Source organism: Streptomyces sp. NPDC050147 (assembly GCF_040660195.1).
In the GTDB taxonomy this organism is placed as follows: domain Bacteria; phylum Actinomycetota; class Actinomycetes; order Streptomycetales; family Streptomycetaceae; genus Streptomyces.
Map to the genome: position 1 here is coordinate 149059 of NZ_JBFALJ010000012.1, position 17359 is coordinate 166417.

Annotated in this window: 25 protein-coding genes; 20 read left to right on the forward strand and 5 right to left on the reverse strand. The window is 70.5% G+C overall.

The features are described 5' to 3' along the window. Positions 1-11 precede the first annotated feature (11 nt). Together AB0I94_RS20170 and AB0I94_RS20175 are read right to left on the reverse strand one after the other, a co-directional pair. Positions 12-320, reverse strand: coding sequence for a hypothetical protein (locus AB0I94_RS20170; RefSeq protein ID WP_363310934.1), 309 nt, complete (start codon positions 318-320; stop codon positions 12-14). Between the two features lie 7 nt (positions 321-327). Further along, entirely contained in the window at positions 328-978 is a 651-nt protein-coding gene (locus AB0I94_RS20175) for an ATP-dependent Clp protease proteolytic subunit (RefSeq protein WP_363310935.1), read from the reverse strand. A gap of 173 nt (positions 979-1151) precedes the next feature. Between AB0I94_RS20175 and AB0I94_RS20180 the strand changes: the two genes are divergently transcribed. The 12 genes from AB0I94_RS20180 to AB0I94_RS20235 all read left to right on the forward strand — a co-directional run bounded on the left by AB0I94_RS20180 (position 1152) and on the right by AB0I94_RS20235 (position 8599). Next, positions 1152-2693 (forward strand): amidase, encoded by a 1542-nt coding sequence (locus tag AB0I94_RS20180; protein ID WP_363310936.1) that lies wholly within the window; start codon positions 1152-1154, stop codon positions 2691-2693. After that, positions 2653-3156: a phage holin family protein gene (locus tag AB0I94_RS20185; RefSeq protein ID WP_363310937.1), complete on the forward strand. Its 504-nt coding sequence runs from the start codon at positions 2653-2655 to the stop codon at positions 3154-3156. Before AB0I94_RS20180 ends, AB0I94_RS20185 begins: the two co-directional genes overlap by 41 nt. A gap of 70 nt (positions 3157-3226) precedes the next feature. Next, complete coding sequence (locus AB0I94_RS20190) at positions 3227-3592, forward strand: gas vesicle protein (RefSeq protein WP_363310938.1); 366 nt, start codon at positions 3227-3229, stop codon at positions 3590-3592. A gap of 62 nt (positions 3593-3654) precedes the next feature. Next, the gene (locus AB0I94_RS20195) at positions 3655-4080 is read left to right on the forward strand and encodes a gas vesicle structural protein GvpA (RefSeq protein ID WP_363310939.1); all 426 of its coding nucleotides are present in this window, start codon (positions 3655-3657) and stop codon (positions 4078-4080) included. Further along, positions 4077-4856 carry a GvpL/GvpF family gas vesicle protein gene (locus AB0I94_RS20200; RefSeq protein ID WP_363310940.1) on the forward strand — a complete coding sequence of 260 codons (780 nt, stop codon included), beginning with the start codon at positions 4077-4079 and terminating at the stop codon, positions 4854-4856. The genes AB0I94_RS20195 and AB0I94_RS20200 overlap by 4 nt, the downstream gene beginning before the upstream one ends. Before the next feature lie 3 nt (positions 4857-4859). Continuing rightward, entirely contained in the window at positions 4860-5123 is a 264-nt protein-coding gene (locus tag AB0I94_RS20205) for a gas vesicle protein GvpG (RefSeq protein WP_363310941.1), read from the forward strand. After that, entirely contained in the window at positions 5120-5806 is a 687-nt protein-coding gene (locus AB0I94_RS20210) for a DNA primase (protein WP_363310942.1), read from the forward strand. Before AB0I94_RS20205 ends, AB0I94_RS20210 begins: the two co-directional genes overlap by 4 nt. Continuing rightward, positions 5799-6920: an SRPBCC family protein gene (locus AB0I94_RS20215; protein WP_363310943.1), complete on the forward strand. Its 1122-nt coding sequence runs from the start codon at positions 5799-5801 to the stop codon at positions 6918-6920. Before AB0I94_RS20210 ends, AB0I94_RS20215 begins: the two co-directional genes overlap by 8 nt. Next, the gene (locus tag AB0I94_RS20220; RefSeq protein WP_363310944.1) at positions 6917-7321 is read left to right on the forward strand and encodes a gas vesicle protein; all 405 of its coding nucleotides are present in this window, start codon (positions 6917-6919) and stop codon (positions 7319-7321) included. The genes AB0I94_RS20215 and AB0I94_RS20220 overlap by 4 nt, the downstream gene beginning before the upstream one ends. Next, positions 7318-8106: a GvpL/GvpF family gas vesicle protein gene (locus AB0I94_RS20225; RefSeq protein ID WP_363310945.1), complete on the forward strand. Its 789-nt coding sequence runs from the start codon at positions 7318-7320 to the stop codon at positions 8104-8106. The genes AB0I94_RS20220 and AB0I94_RS20225 overlap by 4 nt, the downstream gene beginning before the upstream one ends. After that, on the forward strand, positions 8103-8291 hold the full coding sequence (locus tag AB0I94_RS20230) for a gas vesicle protein (protein ID WP_160509195.1): 189 nt from the start codon (positions 8103-8105) through the stop codon (positions 8289-8291). The genes AB0I94_RS20225 and AB0I94_RS20230 overlap by 4 nt, the downstream gene beginning before the upstream one ends. Then, a complete protein-coding gene (locus AB0I94_RS20235; protein ID WP_363310946.1) occupies positions 8288-8599 on the forward strand; it encodes a gas vesicle protein K in 312 nt (103 codons plus the stop codon). Before AB0I94_RS20230 ends, AB0I94_RS20235 begins: the two co-directional genes overlap by 4 nt. Positions 8600-8609: 10 nt before the next feature. Here AB0I94_RS20235 and AB0I94_RS20240 read toward each other — a convergent pair whose 3' ends face one another. Beyond that, on the reverse strand, positions 8610-9155 hold the full coding sequence (locus AB0I94_RS20240; protein ID WP_363310947.1) for a type 1 glutamine amidotransferase domain-containing protein: 546 nt from the start codon (positions 9153-9155) through the stop codon (positions 8610-8612). A 226-nt stretch (positions 9156-9381) separates the two neighbouring features. Between AB0I94_RS20240 and AB0I94_RS20245 the strand changes: the two genes are divergently transcribed. After that, positions 9382-10383 (forward strand): Ppx/GppA family phosphatase, encoded by a 1002-nt coding sequence (locus AB0I94_RS20245; RefSeq protein WP_363310948.1) that lies wholly within the window; start codon positions 9382-9384, stop codon positions 10381-10383. A gap of 118 nt (positions 10384-10501) precedes the next feature. On the opposite strand, the gene AB0I94_RS20250 is transcribed toward AB0I94_RS20245, so the two are convergent. Next, entirely contained in the window at positions 10502-10921 is a 420-nt protein-coding gene (locus AB0I94_RS20250) for an ANTAR domain-containing protein (RefSeq protein WP_363310949.1), read from the reverse strand. A gap of 133 nt (positions 10922-11054) precedes the next feature. Here AB0I94_RS20250 and AB0I94_RS20255 point away from each other — a divergent pair, with 133 nt between their 5' ends. Both AB0I94_RS20255 and AB0I94_RS20260 read left to right on the forward strand, forming a co-directional pair. Next, a complete protein-coding gene (locus tag AB0I94_RS20255; RefSeq protein ID WP_363310950.1) occupies positions 11055-11426 on the forward strand; it encodes a helix-turn-helix domain-containing protein in 372 nt (123 codons plus the stop codon). A 76-nt stretch (positions 11427-11502) separates the two neighbouring features. Beyond that, positions 11503-11787 carry a type II toxin-antitoxin system Phd/YefM family antitoxin gene (locus AB0I94_RS20260; RefSeq protein WP_363310951.1) on the forward strand — a complete coding sequence of 95 codons (285 nt, stop codon included), beginning with the start codon at positions 11503-11505 and terminating at the stop codon, positions 11785-11787. 84 nt (positions 11788-11871) lie between these two features. Here AB0I94_RS20260 and AB0I94_RS20265 read toward each other — a convergent pair whose 3' ends face one another. Next, positions 11872-12885 (reverse strand): ABC transporter permease, encoded by a 1014-nt coding sequence (locus AB0I94_RS20265; protein WP_363310952.1) that lies wholly within the window; start codon positions 12883-12885, stop codon positions 11872-11874. A 167-nt stretch (positions 12886-13052) separates the two neighbouring features. On the opposite strand from AB0I94_RS20265, the gene AB0I94_RS20270 reads away from it, so the two are divergent. From AB0I94_RS20270 to AB0I94_RS20290, 5 genes are all read left to right on the forward strand, one after another. After that, positions 13053-13673: a TetR/AcrR family transcriptional regulator gene (locus tag AB0I94_RS20270; protein WP_363310953.1), complete on the forward strand. Its 621-nt coding sequence runs from the start codon at positions 13053-13055 to the stop codon at positions 13671-13673. Positions 13674-13872: 199 nt separating this feature from the next. Further along, on the forward strand, positions 13873-14175 hold the full coding sequence (locus tag AB0I94_RS20275) for an urease subunit gamma (RefSeq protein ID WP_361831764.1): 303 nt from the start codon (positions 13873-13875) through the stop codon (positions 14173-14175). 15 nt (positions 14176-14190) lie between these two features. Further along, the gene (locus AB0I94_RS20280) at positions 14191-14541 is read left to right on the forward strand and encodes an urease subunit beta (protein ID WP_363310954.1); all 351 of its coding nucleotides are present in this window, start codon (positions 14191-14193) and stop codon (positions 14539-14541) included. Then, positions 14534-16255 carry an urease subunit alpha gene (locus tag AB0I94_RS20285; RefSeq protein ID WP_363310955.1) on the forward strand — a complete coding sequence of 574 codons (1722 nt, stop codon included), beginning with the start codon at positions 14534-14536 and terminating at the stop codon, positions 16253-16255. Before AB0I94_RS20280 ends, AB0I94_RS20285 begins: the two co-directional genes overlap by 8 nt. A 39-nt stretch (positions 16256-16294) precedes the next feature. Further along, positions 16295-16969, forward strand: coding sequence for an urease accessory UreF family protein (locus tag AB0I94_RS20290; protein ID WP_363310956.1), 675 nt, complete (start codon positions 16295-16297; stop codon positions 16967-16969). Positions 16970-17359 lie beyond the last annotated feature (390 nt).

The window sequence follows — 17359 nt, forward strand, 5'->3', positions numbered from 1 at the left end:
GTGACGGGCGCTCAGGACGCCGACGGGGGCGGCACGGTGACCCGTCCTGTCCGCCGCTCCCCGTCGAGAACGCGCAGCGCACGGGCCAACGTCGGCGCGTGCACGGTGCTCTCGCCCCGCTGATGCATGAGCGTCAGCGCGTCCCGCAGGGCGGTCGCGCCGGCCACCAGGGCCTGGGCGGCACGCAGTCCGCCGTAGGTGTCCGAGGCGCGGCCGGGGTTGATCCGGCCCAGCAGGTCGACCACTTCGAGGTACCGGTCGATCAACTCGCCCTCGGCGCGGGTCAGAGCGGGCAGCGGGGGCAGTTCGGGCGGCAGCATCGGCGGTTCACCCCGCGTCCGGGGTGTGCGGGTTCGGAGTGCGCGAAGACGACTTGCGGCTGGCGATGACTCGGTCCACCAGGCCGTACTCAACTGCCTCGGCCGCGTCGAGGATCTTGTCCCGCTCGATGTCGGCCGCGACACGTTCGGCGCTCTGGCCCGTGTGTTGGACGAGCAGCTTCTCCAGCCGCGCGCGGGTGCGCAGGAGTTCGTCGGCCTGGATCGCCAGGTCGGAGGTCTGGCCCTGGATCGGCTCGGCGAGCGAGGGCTGGTGGATCAGCACGCGGGCGCCGGGCAGCGCGGACCGCTTGCCGGGGGTGCCGGCGGCCAGCAGGACGGCGGCCGACGACGCGGCCTGTCCCAGGCAGGTCGTCGCCACGTCGCAGGTGACGAACTGGATCGTGTCGTAGATCGCGGTCATCGCGCTGAACGAGCCGCCCGGGGAGTTGATGTAGAGCGAGATGTCGCGATCGGGCGCCAGGTATTCGAGGTGCATGAACTGCGCCATCACGTCGTTGGCCGACGTGTCGTCGATCGGCGTCCCCAGAAAGACGATGCGCTCCTCGAGCAGCTTCGAGTACGGGTCCAGCGTCCGCTGCCCCGTGCTGGAGCGTTCGGTGAACTCGGGCAGGACATAACGGGCGATCGGTCGGTTCATGGCGCGTCTCTCCTCTGCCGGGGTCGGCTGCTCCCCAAGACTTCCTGTAAAAAATGTACAGGACGTACGTAGCGTTGTGGCGAGGGTTCTGGTGCGGAACGGATGACCGGCGCGGCGGCGTGGGCATACTCCGCCTCGTCGCGATCTCCGCCGCCCCGAGCCGAAGGTGTCGCATGAGCCCCGAAACGCACCGATCCGCCGAAGCCGCGGACGCTCACCCATTCCCCCCGCCCCCCGAGCTCGTCCACCTCACCGCCCGCGAACTCGCCGTCAGGATCCGCACCCGCGAGGTGTCCGCGCGCGAGGTCGTCCGGGCGCACCTGGACCGGATCGAGCAGGTCAACGGACCCGTGAACGCGGTGGTGACGCTCGTGGCGGAACGCGCGCTCGACGAGGCGCACGCCGCCGACGAGACCGCCGCGCGCGGTGGGCCGCTCGGCCCGCTGCACGGGCTGCCCGTCGCCCACAAGGACACCCATGACACCCGCGGCATCCGGACCACCTACGGGACGCCGCTCCTGGCCGACAACGTCCCGGCCCGGGACGAGTTGATCGTCGAGCGGATCCGCGCCGCCGGGGCGATCACCCTCGGCAAGACCAACGTGCCCGAGTTCGCGGCCGGTTCGCACACTGTCAACCCGGTCTTCGGGGCGACCCGTAACCCGTACGACCTCCGGCGATCGGCGGGTGGCAGCAGCGGGGGAGCGGCGGCGGCGCTCGCGTGCGGCATGCATCCCCTGGCCGACGGCAGCGACATGGGCGGTTCGCTGCGCAACCCCGCGTCGTTCTGCAACGTGGTGGGCCTGCGCCCCTCGCCTGGCCGGGTGCCGAGCTGGCCGGAGACCGCACCCTGGTCGACGATGGCCGTGCAGGGGCCGATGGCGCGCACGGTCGCCGACGCGGCCCTCCTTCTTTCCGTCGTCGCCGGCCCCGACCCGCGCTCGCCGATCGCCCTTGAGACGCCGGGGAGCGCGTTCGGCGGTCCGCTGGAACGGGATCCGAAGGGGCTGCGGATCGCCTGGTCTCCCGACCTGGGAGGAGCGGTGCCGGTCGACCGCGAGGTCAGGGACGTACTCGCGTCCGCCGTCACGGTCTTCGCCGACCTGGGTTGCGTGGTCGAGGAGGCGTGCCCCGAACTGACCGGCGCCGACGAGGTGTTCCGGACCTTCCGCGCCTGGCAGTTCCACCTGGCGCTCGGCGCGCTCGTGGAGAGCGCGGGAGACCGGATGAAACCCAGCCTGGTCCACAACGTACGACAGGGGCGCGCGCTCACCGGTGTCGACCTGGAGCGGGCCACCGTGCTGCAAGGGCGGCTGTTCCACCGGGTGCGGGAGTTCTTCGACCGGTACGACGCGCTGATCCTGCCGACCAGCCAAGTGCCACCCTTCCCTCTGGAGTTGGAGTATCCGGACAACGTCGAGGGGGTGCCGATGAAGGACTACCTGGAGTGGATGCGCTCGGCGTACCTGGTGTCCGCCACCGGCAGCCCGGCCCTGTCCGTGCCCGCGGGTTTCACTCCGGGCGGACTGCCGGTCGGCCTGCAGATCGTTGGGCCGCACCGCTGCGACTTACGAGTTCTGCGGATCGGGCACGCCTTCGAACAAGCCACCCGGCACGGCGAGCGCAGGCCGGGGCAGGGCGTTACGCGCCCGGACGGACGGGTACTCGGGCGCCATGAATCGTTTGGAGCATCTGGACAAGAGCCTCGTCGATGAACTGACGCGTGCGGCCCGCGAGGCCGTACGGGACGAACTGAGGGAGCAGACGCGTGGGCAGCGCCGCAAGGCCGCGCTGTACGCGGGTGCGGGAGCCGTCGGCCTCTACGCCGGCGCCGCACTGGCACTCGCCTTCGGCCTCGCGCTTGCTCTGGCGCTGCCCGACTGGGCGGCGGCGCTGATCACCGCGGTGGTGCTCGGTGGCGTGGCCTATCTGCTGCGAAGTGCGGCGCGCCCTGCCGCGGACCGCTCTTCCGCGGACCGCCATTCCCCGGACCGGGCTTCCACCGACCGGAGTTCCCCCGAACACCCGTCCGCGGACCTGCCCTCCGTGGACGGACCGGCCATGACCCCGCCGCCCGTGACGCCGCCGACGCCCGAGCGGCCGGTGGCGCCGCCGACCGTGGACGCGATACACCCGGGCGGCGCGGAGCCCGACCCGCCGCACCGCTGGGGACAGTGATTTTCGACACCCCGGACACGGATGTTTGGCCAACGACTTACGGGCCACTCGGGAAATCGAGGTGACGGTATTGAACACATCATCGGATCCAGAGAAGAAGAAGGCGAGTTCACAAAACTCGCGGAATTCAACCGGAAATGGGGAAAGCGGCAGCGCGAAGCGCAGCCCGGGCCTCACGGAGGTCCTGCGCATCGCCTGCAGCCAGCTCGCCGAGCTGACCGGGATGACCGCCGAATCCGTGTCGTCCTTCGAACAGACCGAGGACGGCTGGACGTTGGAGGTGGAGGTCCTGGAACTCACCCGGGTGCCGGACACGATGAGCCTCCTGGCGAGCTATCGGGTGGAGTGCGACCCGCAGGGCGAACTCCGGGGTTACCGGCGCGTCCGCCGCTACGAACGCGGTCGCGCCGACGGCAGCAAGGCCGGCGGCCGCTAAGCGGCTGTCGCGATTTCCAGCGAAATGTCCACAACATCCCAGACTAAGGAGGGTCGATCGGCATGACCGTTGTCCCTGCACAACAATCCGGCGGATCGGGCGGCACCAGTGGTCTGTACGACGTCCTGGAGCTGGTCCTCGACCGTGGCCTCGTGATCGACGCCTTCGTGCGTGTCTCGCTCGTGGGCATCGAGATCCTGAAGATCGACGTGCGTGTGGTGGTCGCCAGCGTCGACACCTATCTGCGCTTCGCAGAGGCGTGCAACCGCCTCGACCTGGAGGCGGGCCCGCACAAGAACCCCGGACTCCCCGACCTCATGGGCGAGATCACCGAATCCGGTGCGCGCGGCAAGTCCAAGGGCGCCCTGTCCGGTGCGGCCGAGACCATTTCCGACGCGTTCAAGCAGTCCCGTGAAGAGAGCCAGTCGGAGTCCCGCCCGCGCGCCCGCAAGAGCACGTCGGCGCGCCGGAAGGAGGAGCAGGAATGAGCACGTACGTCTACGGCATCACCGCGGCTTCGCACCCTTCGCTCCCCGAGGGCATGGAAGGCGTGGGGAAGCCGGCCCGCCCCGTGCGCATCATCAAGGAAGGTGACCTGGCGGCGATCGTCAGTGACGCCCCCGACGGGCTGCGCGCCAAGCGCAACGACCTGCTGGCCCATCAGAACGTGCTGAGCGAGGCGGGCGCGGCGGGTCCGGTCCTTCCCATGCGGTTCGGAAACGTCGCCCCCGACGACGCGGCCGTCACGAGCGTCCTCGCGGAGCGCGCCGAGCACTACCAGGAGCGGCTCTCGACGCTGGCCGGCAAGGTCGAGTACAACGTCAAGGCCAGCCACGACGAACAGGCCGCACTGCACCGTGTGATGGCGGACAACCCCGAGGTACAGGCGCTCGCCGAGGCCAACCGCCAGGCAGGCGGGGGCAGTTACGAGCAGAAGCTGCAGCTCGGCGAGATGGTGGTGGCCGCGCTCCAGGCCCGCGAGGCCGAGGACGCGGTGGAACTGCACCGCGCCCTGGAGCCGGCGGCGCACTCCGTCAGCGTGGGACCCGAGTCCACGGGGTGGCTGGCCAATCTCTCGTTCCTCGTGGAGCGCAAGTCGGCCGAGGTGTTCCTCGCCGCCGTCGAGGAAGCCCGCAAGGCCCACCCGCACATCGAACTGCGCGTCAACGGCCCGCTGCCGCCCTACAGCTTCGTCGAGCCCGGCCCCGCCGAGCCGGCCGGGGCCTCGCCGGAGTCCGCGAGCTCGCAGGCCGGCCGGGAGTAGCACATGGGACTCATCGGCGAAGTACTGATGCTGCCGCTCGCCCCGGTGCGCGGCGGCCTCTGGGCGGTGAGCCAGGTACTCGCCGAAGCCGAGCGCCTGTATTACGACCCGGCCACCGTCCGGTCCGAACTCGCCCTTCTCGAGCAGCAGCTCGAGTCGGGCGAGATCGGTGAGGAGGAATTCGACCGCAGGGAGGACGAGTTGCTCGACCGTCTGGAAATTGGCCTGCGCACCGGCGCGGGAACCGACAACGGGACGACACAATGAATCGAGTCGGACTTGGCCTCGCCGTAGGGGCCGGATACGTCCTCGGACGTACGAAGAAGATGAAGCTGGCGTTCGCGGTCGGCACCATGGTGGCCGGCAAGCGGATGAATCTGAGCCCGCGTGCCCTGGGCGACCTGCTGTCTCAACAGCTGCAGAACAACCCGCAGTTCAAGGAGATCGGCGATCAGCTGCGCGAGGACATGCGCGGGGTCGGCAAGGCCGCGTCCGGAGCGCTGGTCGAGCGGCAGATCTCGGGTCTCGCCGACCGGCTGCACGGCCGGACCGCGGATGTGCGGGACCAGCTCGCGGGCGTGAAACCTGACATACCGGGCCGCGGTGGCGAGGAAGACGCGGAAGAGCCGGACGACGCGTACGACGAGTACGACGACGAGGACGAAAACGACCGGGACGACCGCGATGAGCGGGACCGCGAGGGGACCGCGGAGGGGGAGTCCGAGGACGAACCCGACGAAAGGCCCCGGTCGCGGAAGAAGGCCCCCGCGCAGAAGGCCGCCCCCAAGAAGGCGGCCGCCAAGAAGACTCCCGCCGGAAAGTCGGCGGCGAAGAAGAGCCCTGCGAAGAAGACGGCGAAGAAGGCCCCCGCCAGGGCCGCGGCGAAGACGTCCGGACGCCGTGCCACCGGGGCCCGGCTGCCGAAGAAGGATGGGGGCCGCGATGACTGACACCGTGAAGTCCGCGACGGGCAAGGCGAAGGACAATCCGCTCACCGGCATCGCGCAGAGCGAGGCCGCTGACCGGCTGAAGGCAGAGGTCCAGGAGTATCTCGGCGCCCAGGCCCAGCGCCTGCTCGTCGGAGTGGGCCACAAGCTCGGCCAGACGACGGGCAAGCTCAACGACATCGCCGAGGGCAACAGTCCGGGCTTCGCCAAGCTCGCCCGCGACGGTGGCCGCAAGCTGGCCGAGGGCAAGGGGCCGCTGCGGTCCGCCGTGGAGATCGGCGCCGGCCGGGCCAAGGACAGTGTCGTCGGCGCCTTCAAGAACATGAGCGGCGGCAAGGGCCGTCGCAAGAGCGGGGCCGGCAAGAAGCCGACGGTCATCATGGAGTTCGTCGACGTCGGCGTGCCGCTGCGCACGGCCTACGACCAGTGGACGCAGTATCAGGATTTCGGGACCTTCGCCAAGGGCGTCAAGAACGCGAACCGCGCCGACGACACCACCTCCGACTGGCAGGCCAAGGTCTTCTGGTCCAGCCGGAGCTGGAAGTCCCACACCACGGAACAGGTGGCGGACGACCGGATCGCGTGGTCCTCGGAGGGCGCGAAGGGCACGACGAAGGGCGTCGTCTCCTTCCACTCGCTGGCCGAGAACCTCACGCGCGTCCTGCTGGTCCTGGAGTACTACCCGAAGGGTCTCTTCGAGAAGACCGGCAACATCTGGCGCGCCCAGGGCCGCCGGGCCCGGCTCGACCTGAAGAACTTCGCGCGGTTCATCACCATCAAGGGCGAGGCGGAAGACGGCTGGCGCGGCGAGATCCGCGACGGCGAGGTCGTCCACAGCCACGATGACGCGGTCGCGGAGGAGCAGGCCGAGGACGAGCGGGAGGACGTCGCCGAGGACGAGTACGAGGGCGAAGAGGAACGACCCGAGGAGTCCTACGAGGACGAGGAAGCGCGCGACGAGGACCAGCGCGAGGAAGAGGAGCTGCCCGAGGAGTCCTACGAGGACGAGGAGGACGAGGGCGAAGCGAAGTATGACGAGGGCGAGGAAGAGGACGAGTACGAGGACGACGAGGCGAAGTACGACGAAGACGCCGCGGCGAGCGGGAGTCGTCGATGACTATGGCTGGTCGGATGCCGGAGCCGTACGGGCAGGGCGGCGGGGCGAACCTCGCCGACATCCTGGAGCGCGTGCTCGACAAGGGAATCGTGATCGCCGGGGACATCCGGATCAACCTGCTCGACATCGAGCTGCTGACGATCAAGCTGCGGCTCATCGTCGCCTCCGTCGACAAGGCGAAGGAGATGGGGATCGACTGGTGGGAGGACGACCCCGCGCTTTCCACTCGCGCACGCCGTGACGAACTCACCCGTGAGAACGCCGAGTTGCGCGCCCATGTCGCCGAACTGGAACGCGGCAGGCCGGAGCAGGAGAGCAGGACCGGACAAGAGGGCAGGACGGAGCAAGGCAAGGTGGAGCAGGGCGAGACGAGGCGCGGCGAGGCGGAGGAGAGCGCATGAGTGGGCTGCGGTACGTCTACGCGATCTGCCGGCCCTTCGACGCGGCGCTTCAGGCGCAGGTGACCGGAGTGGACGGCGCGCCACCCGGCCAGGTGTCGCACCACGGCCTGATCGCCGTGGTCGGCACCGTGCCGGAGCAGGACTTCGCCGAGGAGCCGCTGCGGCGCCATCTGGAGGACCTGGACTGGCTGAGCGCGACCGCGCGCGCTCACCAGTCCGTGATCGACGCGCTCACGGCGGTCACCACGCCGTTGCCGCTGCGCCTGGCCACGGTGTTCCGGGACGACGCGGGGGTGCGCGCGATGATGGAGGCACGGGAGGACTCCCTCAGGCGCACGCTCGAACGGCTCGACGGCCGCGTGGAATGGGGCGTCAAGATCTACGCCGACGCGGAGGCCGCCCGCCCGGCGGCCGAGCCCGAGAAGGCCGTGTCGGGCCGGGACTATCTGCGCCAGCGCCGGCAGCGCAACAGGGCTCACGAAGAGATGTGGGAGAGCGCCGAGAAGTTCGCGCGACGGCTGCACGACACGCTCTGCGAGCAGGCGGAGGATGCCCGGCTGCACGCACCGCAGAACTCCGCGCTCTCCAAGGAATCGGGCCGCAACGTACTCAACGCGGCCTACCTGGTGCCGCGGGCGGACTCGGAGGCCTTCGTCGAACTGGTGGAACGCGTGAAGGGCGAGGAGTCCGGCATGCGCGTGGAACTCACCGGGCCGTGGGCCGCGTACTCCTTCGCGGGCATGGAGGCCGAAGGGGACGACATGGCGGGGGAGGCGGGACTGTGACTGTCGTAGAACGCCGCGAGGTCGCCCTGGTCGACCTGCTCGACCGGCTGCTCGCGGGCGGGGTCGTCATCACCGGGGACCTCACCCTGCGCATCGCGGACGTCGATCTCGTCCGCATCGACCTGAACGCACTCATCAGCTCGGTGAACGAGCAAGTGCCCTCCCCCTTCGAGGAGTTGCTGTGAGCGAGCGGGAGCCGGGACGGGAGCGGACAGCGGGGAAGAACCGGCTGGAACTCGAGCCGGACACGGTGGAACGCGACCTGATCAAACTCGTCCTGACCGTCGTGGAGCTGCTGCGGCAGCTCATGGAGCGGCAGGCCGTGCGCCGGTTCGACACCGGAGAGCTGGACGAGGACCAGGAGGAACGCATCGGCCTCACGCTGATGCTCCTCGACGACCGTATGGCCGAACTGCGCGAGCGCTACGGGCTGCGGCCCGAGGACCTGAATCTGGACCTCGGGCCGCTGGGGCCGCTCCTTCCGAGGGAGTAGCTCAGGGAGCTCAGGAAGCGATCGGCTTCGCGAACTCCGTCAGGAACGCGTCGCAGAATGCCTTCAGGTCGTCCGGCTTGCGGCTGGTGATCAGCGTGTTGGACCCGCCGTCGCAGACCTTCACCTGTTCGTCGACCCAGGTGCCGCCCGCATTGCGGATGTCCGTACGGAGACTCGGGAACGAGGTGAGTTCCCGGCCCGAAACGACGTCGGCCTCGATGAGGATCCACGGCGCGTGGCAGATGGCGGCCACCGGACGACCGCTGTCGAAGAAGCCGCGTACGAAGGAGACGGCCCCCTCGTCGAGGCGCAGGGCGTCCGGGTTGGCCACGCCACCCGGCAGCACGAGCCCGTCGAAGGAATCCGCGGACACTTCGCCGGCGACCTTGTCCACGGGGAACGTGTCGGCCTTGTCGAGATGGTTGAAGGCCTGGACCCGGCCCGGCTCGGTCGACACGAGGACGGGCTCGCCGCCCGCGTCGGTGACCGCCTTCCAGGGGTCGGTGAGTTCGATCTGCTCGACGCCCTCGGGCGCCATCAGGAATGCGATACGCATGGATGCTCACTCTCCTTGTAGGGGCTCGGACGGAGACGTCCGGGCTTTCTTCCTCGCGGGGGATCGGTGTGTCGGTCTCTGGTGGCCGTCCGTTCCTGCGGTGGTCCGCCAGGGCTTCGAGCACGGGGACTCCGGCACGAACGACAGTCACGGATCACGGGTTCCCTGGTCCCGCGCAGGTCAATCAGAGTGACTGAGCCCGGGTCTCCTGGGTACTCAGAGTTACATGCGGATGTGTGTGATGGACGTGGGTGCGAATGCGGTCCGGCTGGTTGTCGTGGACGCGGAGGACGGTGTGCCCTTGCCGGTCCACACCGCCAAGTGGAAGGTGAGACTCTCCGAGGAGACGGGGCCGAGCGGGGTGATCCCCGAAGAATCGGTGGGCCGGCTCGTCGAGGCGGTGGCCGAGGCGGCCAGGACCGCCCGGAGATGGGGCGCGGCGGAGCCGCTGGCCTTCGCGACGACAGTGGTACGCAGTGCGCCCAACCGGGTGGAGGTGCTGCGGGCGATAGGCGAGGAGACCGGCGTACCGCTGTGCACGCTGCCCGGGGAGGTGGAGGCCGAACTCACCTTCCTCGGCGCCCGGCGGTGGATGGGCTGGCGGGCCGGGCCCCTCGCCATGTTCGACATCGGCGGTGGTTCGCTGGAGGTGGCCTTCGGGCGCGGACGGCTCCCGGATTACGTCGCCTCGCTGCCCCTCGGCGCCCGCCGGCTGACCCGGGAGTTCTTCGACGGCGAGGACCCGCCGACCGAGCAGAGCGTGAAGGCGCTGCGGCGCAAGGTGCGGCACCAGCTGCGGGATGTCGCCGCTCGGATCCGCTGGGAGGGCCCGCGCACCGCTGTGGGCACATCCCGGACGTTCCAGCAGCTCGCGCGCCTCGGAGGCGCCGCTCCCGGCCGCCACGGTCCCTTCATGGCACGGCAATTGAGCCGGGCGGACCTGCGCCGCTGCCGCGACCGGCTCGCCGAGCTGCCGGTGGCCGAGCGCGCCGCTCTGCCAGGGGTCTCGGCGCCGCGGGCCGCGCAGAGCCTGGCCGGGGCGATCGTGGGGCATACGGCGATGAAGCTGACCGGTGTCAAGACGGTCACCCTCTGCCCGTGGGCCATCCGCGAAGGCGTACTTCTGCGCCATATGGAGGACGGCGGCGCGTGGTGGGCGGAGGTCAGCCAGGGCGAGGCCACCGCGCCCGCGGCCCGGCCGGTGCCCTTGCGGGCCGCGGCGCTTTAGCACTGCACGTGTGCGGAGGGGCACTGATTCGGTGCCCCTCCGGGGCGGAGTTCCTCTCGGACCTGTCGGCCTGTCGGCCTGTCGGACCTGCCCGGGCCGGGGCCCGGGCAGGCATGCCTCATACCTTGTCGAGGCCGACCGCCGCCGGTGTCTCCTGGACTCGGGCGATCGTCGCGGCCAGTTGCCGTCGGAACGGCTTCGGGATCTGTCCTCCCGTGACGGCGCCGACCAGTTCGTCGGCGACGACATGCAGCTTGGTGTTCGTGTTCTGGGAGACCGACACCAGCACGCTCCACGCGTCCTCGGGGGCCAGGCCGAAGGAGGCCATCAGGACTCCGCGGGCCATGTCGATGGCGGGCCTCGTCTCCATGGCCCGCCGCAACTGGACGAGTTCGGCGCGCGGGTCCTGCTCCACGTCCGCGTCCGAGGCGGCCATCAGGTCATCCGGCATGGACACCAAGTCGTCCGACACGCATACCAGGTCATCCGCGATGGCCATCTCCTCCGCGAGCTGCGTGGAAAGTGCAGGTTCTGTCATGGCGGCCACTCCGTAGGCGTCCGGGCGTCATCACCTCACCCAGCGTCGGCCCGAGAGGGCATACCCGTCAAGGGATACCGGAAATGTGGTTCGCCCTTTTGAATGCGTGAATCAAACCACCTATCTTGTAGGGATGGGTGCCGTACCTGAATCACACAGCGGTTGGACCTTCCTCACCAACCACGCCCGCGTGCTGGCCGCGATCGCCGCCGATCCCGCCACCCGCATCCGGGACATCGCCGCTCGCTGCCGGCTCACCGAGCGTGCCGTGCAGAAGATCGTCTCCGATCTGGAGGAGGGCGGATATCTCTCGCACACACGACGAGGCCGCTCCAACACGTATCGCATCGAAGAGGGGACGATCCTGCGTCATCCCGCCGAATCGGGGCTCGCCGTTGCGGAGCTCCTCACGCTCCTCGCCCAGCACGATGCGGACCACGGGGACGGCTCGCGGCAGTTGGAGTCGGCACCACCGCACGCGCGCAGCCTGAAGTCCGACTCGTGATGTGTGGGCTGACCTGCGGCGCATCCGCTTCTCGCGGACCGGGATGGCGGACCGGGCGCCGGTTAAGCTGGGGAGCATGGCCTACGAGATTCCGGTGACGCAAGCCCGTGCAGAGCTCGCCGACCTGATCAACCGCGTCGTGTACGGCGGTGAGCGGGTGGTCGTCACGCGTCATGGCAAGCCCCTCGTGGCCCTTGTCTCCGCCGCCGACCTGGAGCGGCTCGAGGCGTTGGCGGCGGACGAGGAGCAGGTCGTCAGCTCCGTCTCGTCGTTGACCCCCACGTCGTCTCCGTCATCCGGCGCGGGTGAGCGGCGGCGCTTCGGCATCGCGGCCGAGCACCGGGGCCCCAGCGCGACGTAGCAGTCGGACGATCGATCCCAGACATGGCCGTACGCCCCCGTCCGCTACAGCGGGGGCGTACGGCTGTCTCGGAGCGCCGCCAGGTCAGGAGACCGGCACCGCTTCCGTCGCCGTCGGCGCCTCGTCGCGCGCCGCGGCAGCGGGACGGCGGCGGAGCGCGCCGAGCAGGACGGCCGTCAGGCCGAGCAGAACCCAGACGGCGAGGGTGACGAGCGGGCCCGCGACGCGCGCGCCGTCAAAGAAGGACACCGAGCGCAACAAGGTGCCCCCGGCGCCCGGCGGCAGCAACTGACCGATGAATCCGACAGGTTCGGGCAGCAGCTGCGGCGCGGACGTCACACCGGAGAACGGGTTGCCGAGCAGGACCATGGTCAGCGCGCCGGCCCCGATGCCCGCCGGACCGAAGAGCGCGGCGCACCCGGCGACGGCGCCGCCCACCGCGAGCGCCGAGAGCCCCAACACCCCGGCCTCCGCCCACCAGTTGCCCGTCAGGACGCCCAGCCAGCTGTGCGTCACGGCCGTGGCGACCACGCCGACCGCCCCGGCGGCCAGTACGAGGGAGGTCACCGCGCGGATGCCGCGCAGGCCGAGCATCGTCACCATCGCGCCGGCCGCGACTCCCGCGATGGCCAGCGGCAGGACGCTCGCCCCGAGGGCGGAGCCCCGCGGGTCGGCCGCGGGCGCCGCCACCACATCGATGGTCCGCACCTCGGCCCCCTGGGGAGCCTGGTCCGCCACCGCCTGCTCCAGGAGCTGAGCCACCACAGGCCCGGCAGCCGTCGCGGTCAGCAGCCGCACGCCCTGCGGCGTGACGACGACCGCTCCGTACACCGCTCGGTCCTTGACGGCCTCACGGGCCGCGGCCTCGTCGGCGTACTGATGAACGTCGAAAGCGCCTCCTTGGTCCGCGAGTTGGGACTTGAGCGGAGCTGTCGCCGCGGCGGTCCCCGCGACGCCGAGGGGCAGGTCGCGCGGGGCGGTCCTGGTGGCGGGCCAGGCGAAGGCCCACAGGGCGAGGGCCGCGACGGCGGAGACCAAGATGGCCACCGCCACCATGCGGCGGCCCTGTGGGGGCGAGGTGGCGACGGGCGTGGGCATGGGACTGAGCTCCTTCGAGGGTCGTGTGCCGTGTGTTGTGGTGCCGCGTGCTCTGCCGCGTGCTCTTCGGGATTTAAAGAGAAGGATCGTTCGTTTTACGAGATGCCCTCACTGTGCTGCCGGGTGGGGAGCTTGTCAAGAAGGAATGTTCGTTTTAGTTTGGCGGCATGGCCCGCGTATCCCAGGAGCACCTCGACGCCCGCCGCCGTCAGATCCTCGACGGCGCCGCCCTCTGCTTCGCCCGCAATGGCTTCCACGCCACCTCGATGCAGGACGTGCTCAAGGAGGTCGGCCTCTCGGCCGGAGCGGTCTACCGCTACTTCGGGGGCAAGGAGGAGTTGATCGGGGCGATCGTCGGCGAGGTCCTCGAGTACCTCCGGGCGACCTTCGAGGCGGCGGCCGAGGAGGCTCCGCCACCGCCGCCGGACGTGCTGGTGGGCCGGGCGTTGGGCCAGGTCCTCAGCCGGAAGTCCGGCGCCCCGGAGGGGGAGGTCTCGTACTTCCCGCGGCTGATCGTGCAGGTGTGGGCGGAGACCCTGCGCAACGAAGAGCTCGCGGCCCTGATGAACGAGGGGTACGCCAAGGTGCGGGTCGCCTGGGTGAAGATCGTCGAGGGATATCAGGAGGCGGGCATGATGCGGGACGACATCCCGGCCGACCATGTCGCTCGCGTGATGGTCGCCGCGGCGCAGGGATTCGCGGCCCAGCTCGCGCTGTTCGACGAGGTCCCGGTCGAGGCGCTGGAGGACGGTCTGCGCGGACTGATGAGTATGGGGCGGCCCAGCTGATGGTCATGGAGCGGTCAAGTGCTGGTTAACCTCGTTGAAACTCCTCCCAACTAGCCTGCGATGCCACGCCACCAGGGGATTTCGTAGCCGGGGTGCGCAAGATCGAGCGCGCTGCATGTGTGTTACATCTATATCCGTCGCGGTGGCCGCGGCAGCCGGACCCCGCACGGTCCGGAGCGAGGACTGTGAGGTGGGACGCGTGCAATTGACCCCGCACGAGCAGGAGAGACTGCTCATCCATGTGGCCGCGGACGTGGCCGAGAAGCGAAGGGCGCGGGGGCTGCTGCTCAACCACCCCGAGGCGATCGCGCTCATCACGTCCCACATCCTCGAAGGTGCCCGTGACGGTCGCACCGTCTCCGAACTCATGTCGTCGGGGCGCAAGGTGCTCACCCGTGACGACGTCATGAGCGGCATCCCCGAGATGATCCACGACGTCCAGGTCGAGGCCACCTTCCCGGACGGCACCAAGCTCGTCACCGTCCACGACCCGATCGTCTGACGGGGGGCCGGCCACATGAATCCCGCGCAGAGCCCCACACGCCCCACGCAGCCCCTCGTCCCCGGCGAGATCCTCTTCGCCGACGACCCCGTCGTCTACAACGAAGGCCGCGAGGTCACCGCCCTCACCGTCCTCAACGCCGCCGACCGCCCTGTCCAGGTCGGCTCCCACTACCACTTCGCCGAGGCCAACCCCGGCCTCGACTTCGACCGCGGGGCCGCGCGCGGCAAGCGGCTCAACATCGCCGCCGGGACCGCCGTGCGCTTCGAACCCGGAATACCCGTCGACGTCGAACTCGTCCCCCTGGCCGGTCTGCGCATCGTGCCCGGACTGCGCGGCGAGACCGGAGGCCCCCTCGATGCCTGAGCTCTCCCGCGCCGCGTACGCCGACCTGTTCGGCCCCACCGTGGGCGACCGGATCCGGCTCGCCGACACCGACCTCCTCGTCGAGATCGAGGAGGACCGCTCAGGCGGCCCCGGACGCTCGGGCGACGAGGCCGTGTTCGGCGGCGGCAAGGTCATCCGCGAGTCGATGGGACAGTCGCGCACGACGCGCGCCGAAGGCGCCCCCGACACCGTCGTCACCGGCGCCGTGATCATCGACCACTGGGGCGTCGTCAAGGCCGACATCGGCATACGCGACGGCCGCATCACCGGCATCGGCAAGTCCGGCAACCCGGACACCATGGACGGCGTGCACCCCGATCTCGTGATCGGCCCGGAGACCGAAGTCCTCTCCGGCAACGGCAAGATCCTCACCGCCGGCGGCATCGACACCCACATCCACTTCATCTCGCCGACCATCGTCGACGAGGCGCTCGCCTCCGGGGTCACCACGCTCTTCGGCGGCGGCACCGGACCCGCCGAAGGCAGCAAGGCGACCACGATCACGCCCGGCTCCTGGCATCTGGCCCGGATGTTCGCGGCGATGGAGTCCAGCCCCGTCAACATCGGCTTCCTCGGCAAGGGCAACACGGTCTCCGCCGAGTCCATGCACGCCCAACTGCGGGCCGGAGCCGTCAGCTTCAAGATTCACGAGGACTGGGGCGCGACGCCCGCCACCATCGACGCGTGCCTGAACGTCTGCGAGGACACCGGCGCCCAGCTCGCCGTGCACACCGACACCCTGAACGAAGCGGGCTTCATCGACGCCACGTTCGCCGCCGTCGCGGGCCGCACCCTGCACGCCTTCCACGTCGAGGGCGCCGGCGGCGGGCACGCCCCGGACATGATCACGGCGGTGTCGCTGCCGAACATGCTGCCCAGCTCCACCAACCCGACCCGGCCGCACACCGTCAACACCGTCGAGGAGCACCTCGACATGCTGATGGTCTGCCACCACCTCAACGCGGCGGTCCCCGAGGACCTCGCCTTCGCCGAGTCGCGGATCCGGCCCACCACCATCGGAGCCGAGGACATCCTGCACGACCTCGGCGCCATCTCGATCATGTCGTCGGACTCGCAGGCCATGGGGCGCATCGGCGAGGTCGTCATGCGGACCTGGCAGACCGCGCACGTGATGAAGCGGCGGCGCGGCTTCCTGCCGGGGGACACCCGCGCCGACAACCGGCGCGCGCGTCGCTATGTCGCCAAGTACACGATCAACCCGGCGGTCGCACAGGGCGTCGACCACGAGATCGGCTCGGTGGAGAGCGGCAAGCTCGCCGACCTGGTGCTGTGGGACCCGCGGTTCTTCGGCGTCAAGCCCCAGCTGGTCATCAAGGGCGGGCAGATCGCGTACGCGCAGATGGGCGACGCCAATGCCTCCATCCCCACTCCGCAGCCGGTCCTGCCACGCCCCATGTTCGGTGCGCGCGGCAAGGCGCCGGGGCTCAACTCCCTCAACTTCGTGACGCAGTCGGCACTGGACGACGGGCTGCCGGAGCGGCTCGCCCTGGCCAAGGAGTTCACCGCGATCCGCTCCACGCGCGGACGCACGAAGGCGGACATGCACGAGAACGACGCCCTGCCGAGGGTGGAGGTCGCTCCCGACAGCTTCGCCGTCACCATCGACGGCGAACTCGTCGAGCCGTCTCCCGCCGCCGAACTGCCGCTCGCGCAGCGGTACTTCCTCTTCTGATGCGCGTTGAGGCGAGGGTCCTGACGAGAGTGGTACGCCATGTCTAGAGCCGCGCTTCTCGTCCTGGCCGACGGCCGGTTCCCCGCCGGTGGGCATGCCCACTCCGGCGGGGCCGAGGAGGCAGTCAAGGCGGGACGCGTCACCGGTGCCGTGAGCCTGGAGGAGTTCTGCCGGGGGCGGCTGCACACGACGGGACTGGTCTCCGCCGCTCTGGCGGCGGCCGCCGCGCTCGGTGTCGATCCGCTGGAGTTGGACGAAGCCGCCGACGCGCGGACACCGTCGGCCGCGCTGCGAGGTGCCGGTCGGCGGCTCGGGCGGCAGATGATGCGGGCCGCGCGAGCCGCGTGGCCCGACCCCTCGCTGGACCGATTGGCCGCGGCCCGGCCCAAAGGTGCCCACCAGCCCGTCGTCCTCGGTCTCGCCGCGCGGGCTGCGGGGCTCGGGGCGGAGGATGCCGCGTACTGCTCCGCGTACGAGTGCGTCAGCGGACCGGCGACGGCGACCGTGCGGTTGCTGAGCCTCGACCCGTTCGACGCGACCGGGGTGCTGGCCCGGCTGGCACCTGAGCTCGACCTCGTCGCCCGTGCGGCGGCGGACGCCGCGCGGTGCGTCCTTGCCGAGGGGGTGGACGCGCTGCCCGCCTCTTCCGCGCCGTTGCTGGAGGTCGGGGCGGAGGCGCACGCGGGGTGGCCTGCGCGTTTGTTCGCGTCGTAGGGACGCTCTTTCTCCCCGCGCTCTCCCCGCAGACCTGACCCGCACCTGCACACCTGACCCTGACCCGCACCCGCACCCGCACACTGCACCCGGACCCGCACACCTGAACCGCACCTGCACTCGGACCCGCACCCCCGCACACCGCGCCCGCACCTGCACCGCGCCCGTACCCACACACACCACCCGCATCTGCACACCGCACCTGCACTCGGACCCGCACCCGCACCCCCGCACCCCCGCACCCGCACCTGCACCGCGCCCGCCCACACCACCCGCACCTGCCCACCGCCCACCGCACCTGCCCACCGCCCACACCACCCGCACCACCCGCACCCGCCCAACGCACACCCCGCCCGCCCCCTCCCGAAACCGGGTGCTCCGCCCCGGACC

Coding starts and splice junctions, on each gene's coding strand:
- AB0I94_RS20215 (WP_363310943.1), top strand. CDS start 5,799: ATGACTGACACCGTGAAGTCCGCGACGGGCAAGGCGAAGGACAATCCG.
- AB0I94_RS20285 (WP_363310955.1), top strand. CDS start 14,534: ATGCCTGAGCTCTCCCGCGCCGCGTACGCCGACCTGTTCGGCCCCACC.
- AB0I94_RS20255 (WP_363310950.1), top strand. CDS start 11,055: ATGGGTGCCGTACCTGAATCACACAGCGGTTGGACCTTCCTCACCAAC.
- AB0I94_RS20270 (WP_363310953.1), top strand. CDS start 13,053: ATGGCCCGCGTATCCCAGGAGCACCTCGACGCCCGCCGCCGTCAGATC.
- AB0I94_RS20220 (WP_363310944.1), top strand. CDS start 6,917: ATGACTATGGCTGGTCGGATGCCGGAGCCGTACGGGCAGGGCGGCGGG.
- AB0I94_RS20200 (WP_363310940.1), top strand. CDS start 4,077: ATGAGCACGTACGTCTACGGCATCACCGCGGCTTCGCACCCTTCGCTC.
- AB0I94_RS20175 (WP_363310935.1), bottom strand. CDS start 978: ATGAACCGACCGATCGCCCGTTATGTCCTGCCCGAGTTCACCGAACGC.
- AB0I94_RS20225 (WP_363310945.1), top strand. CDS start 7,318: ATGAGTGGGCTGCGGTACGTCTACGCGATCTGCCGGCCCTTCGACGCG.
- AB0I94_RS20170 (WP_363310934.1), bottom strand. CDS start 320: ATGCTGCCGCCCGAACTGCCCCCGCTGCCCGCTCTGACCCGCGCCGAG.
- AB0I94_RS20280 (WP_363310954.1), top strand. CDS start 14,191: ATGAATCCCGCGCAGAGCCCCACACGCCCCACGCAGCCCCTCGTCCCC.
- AB0I94_RS20240 (WP_363310947.1), bottom strand. CDS start 9,155: ATGCGTATCGCATTCCTGATGGCGCCCGAGGGCGTCGAGCAGATCGAA.
- AB0I94_RS20205 (WP_363310941.1), top strand. CDS start 4,860: ATGGGACTCATCGGCGAAGTACTGATGCTGCCGCTCGCCCCGGTGCGC.
- AB0I94_RS20250 (WP_363310949.1), bottom strand. CDS start 10,921: ATGACAGAACCTGCACTTTCCACGCAGCTCGCGGAGGAGATGGCCATC.
- AB0I94_RS20185 (WP_363310937.1), top strand. CDS start 2,653: ATGAATCGTTTGGAGCATCTGGACAAGAGCCTCGTCGATGAACTGACG.
- AB0I94_RS20210 (WP_363310942.1), top strand. CDS start 5,120: ATGAATCGAGTCGGACTTGGCCTCGCCGTAGGGGCCGGATACGTCCTC.
- AB0I94_RS20195 (WP_363310939.1), top strand. CDS start 3,655: ATGACCGTTGTCCCTGCACAACAATCCGGCGGATCGGGCGGCACCAGT.
- AB0I94_RS20245 (WP_363310948.1), top strand. CDS start 9,382: ATGCGGATGTGTGTGATGGACGTGGGTGCGAATGCGGTCCGGCTGGTT.
- AB0I94_RS20265 (WP_363310952.1), bottom strand. CDS start 12,885: ATGCCCACGCCCGTCGCCACCTCGCCCCCACAGGGCCGCCGCATGGTG.
- AB0I94_RS20290 (WP_363310956.1), top strand. CDS start 16,295: ATGTCTAGAGCCGCGCTTCTCGTCCTGGCCGACGGCCGGTTCCCCGCC.
- AB0I94_RS20180 (WP_363310936.1), top strand. CDS start 1,152: ATGAGCCCCGAAACGCACCGATCCGCCGAAGCCGCGGACGCTCACCCA.
- AB0I94_RS20260 (WP_363310951.1), top strand. CDS start 11,503: ATGGCCTACGAGATTCCGGTGACGCAAGCCCGTGCAGAGCTCGCCGAC.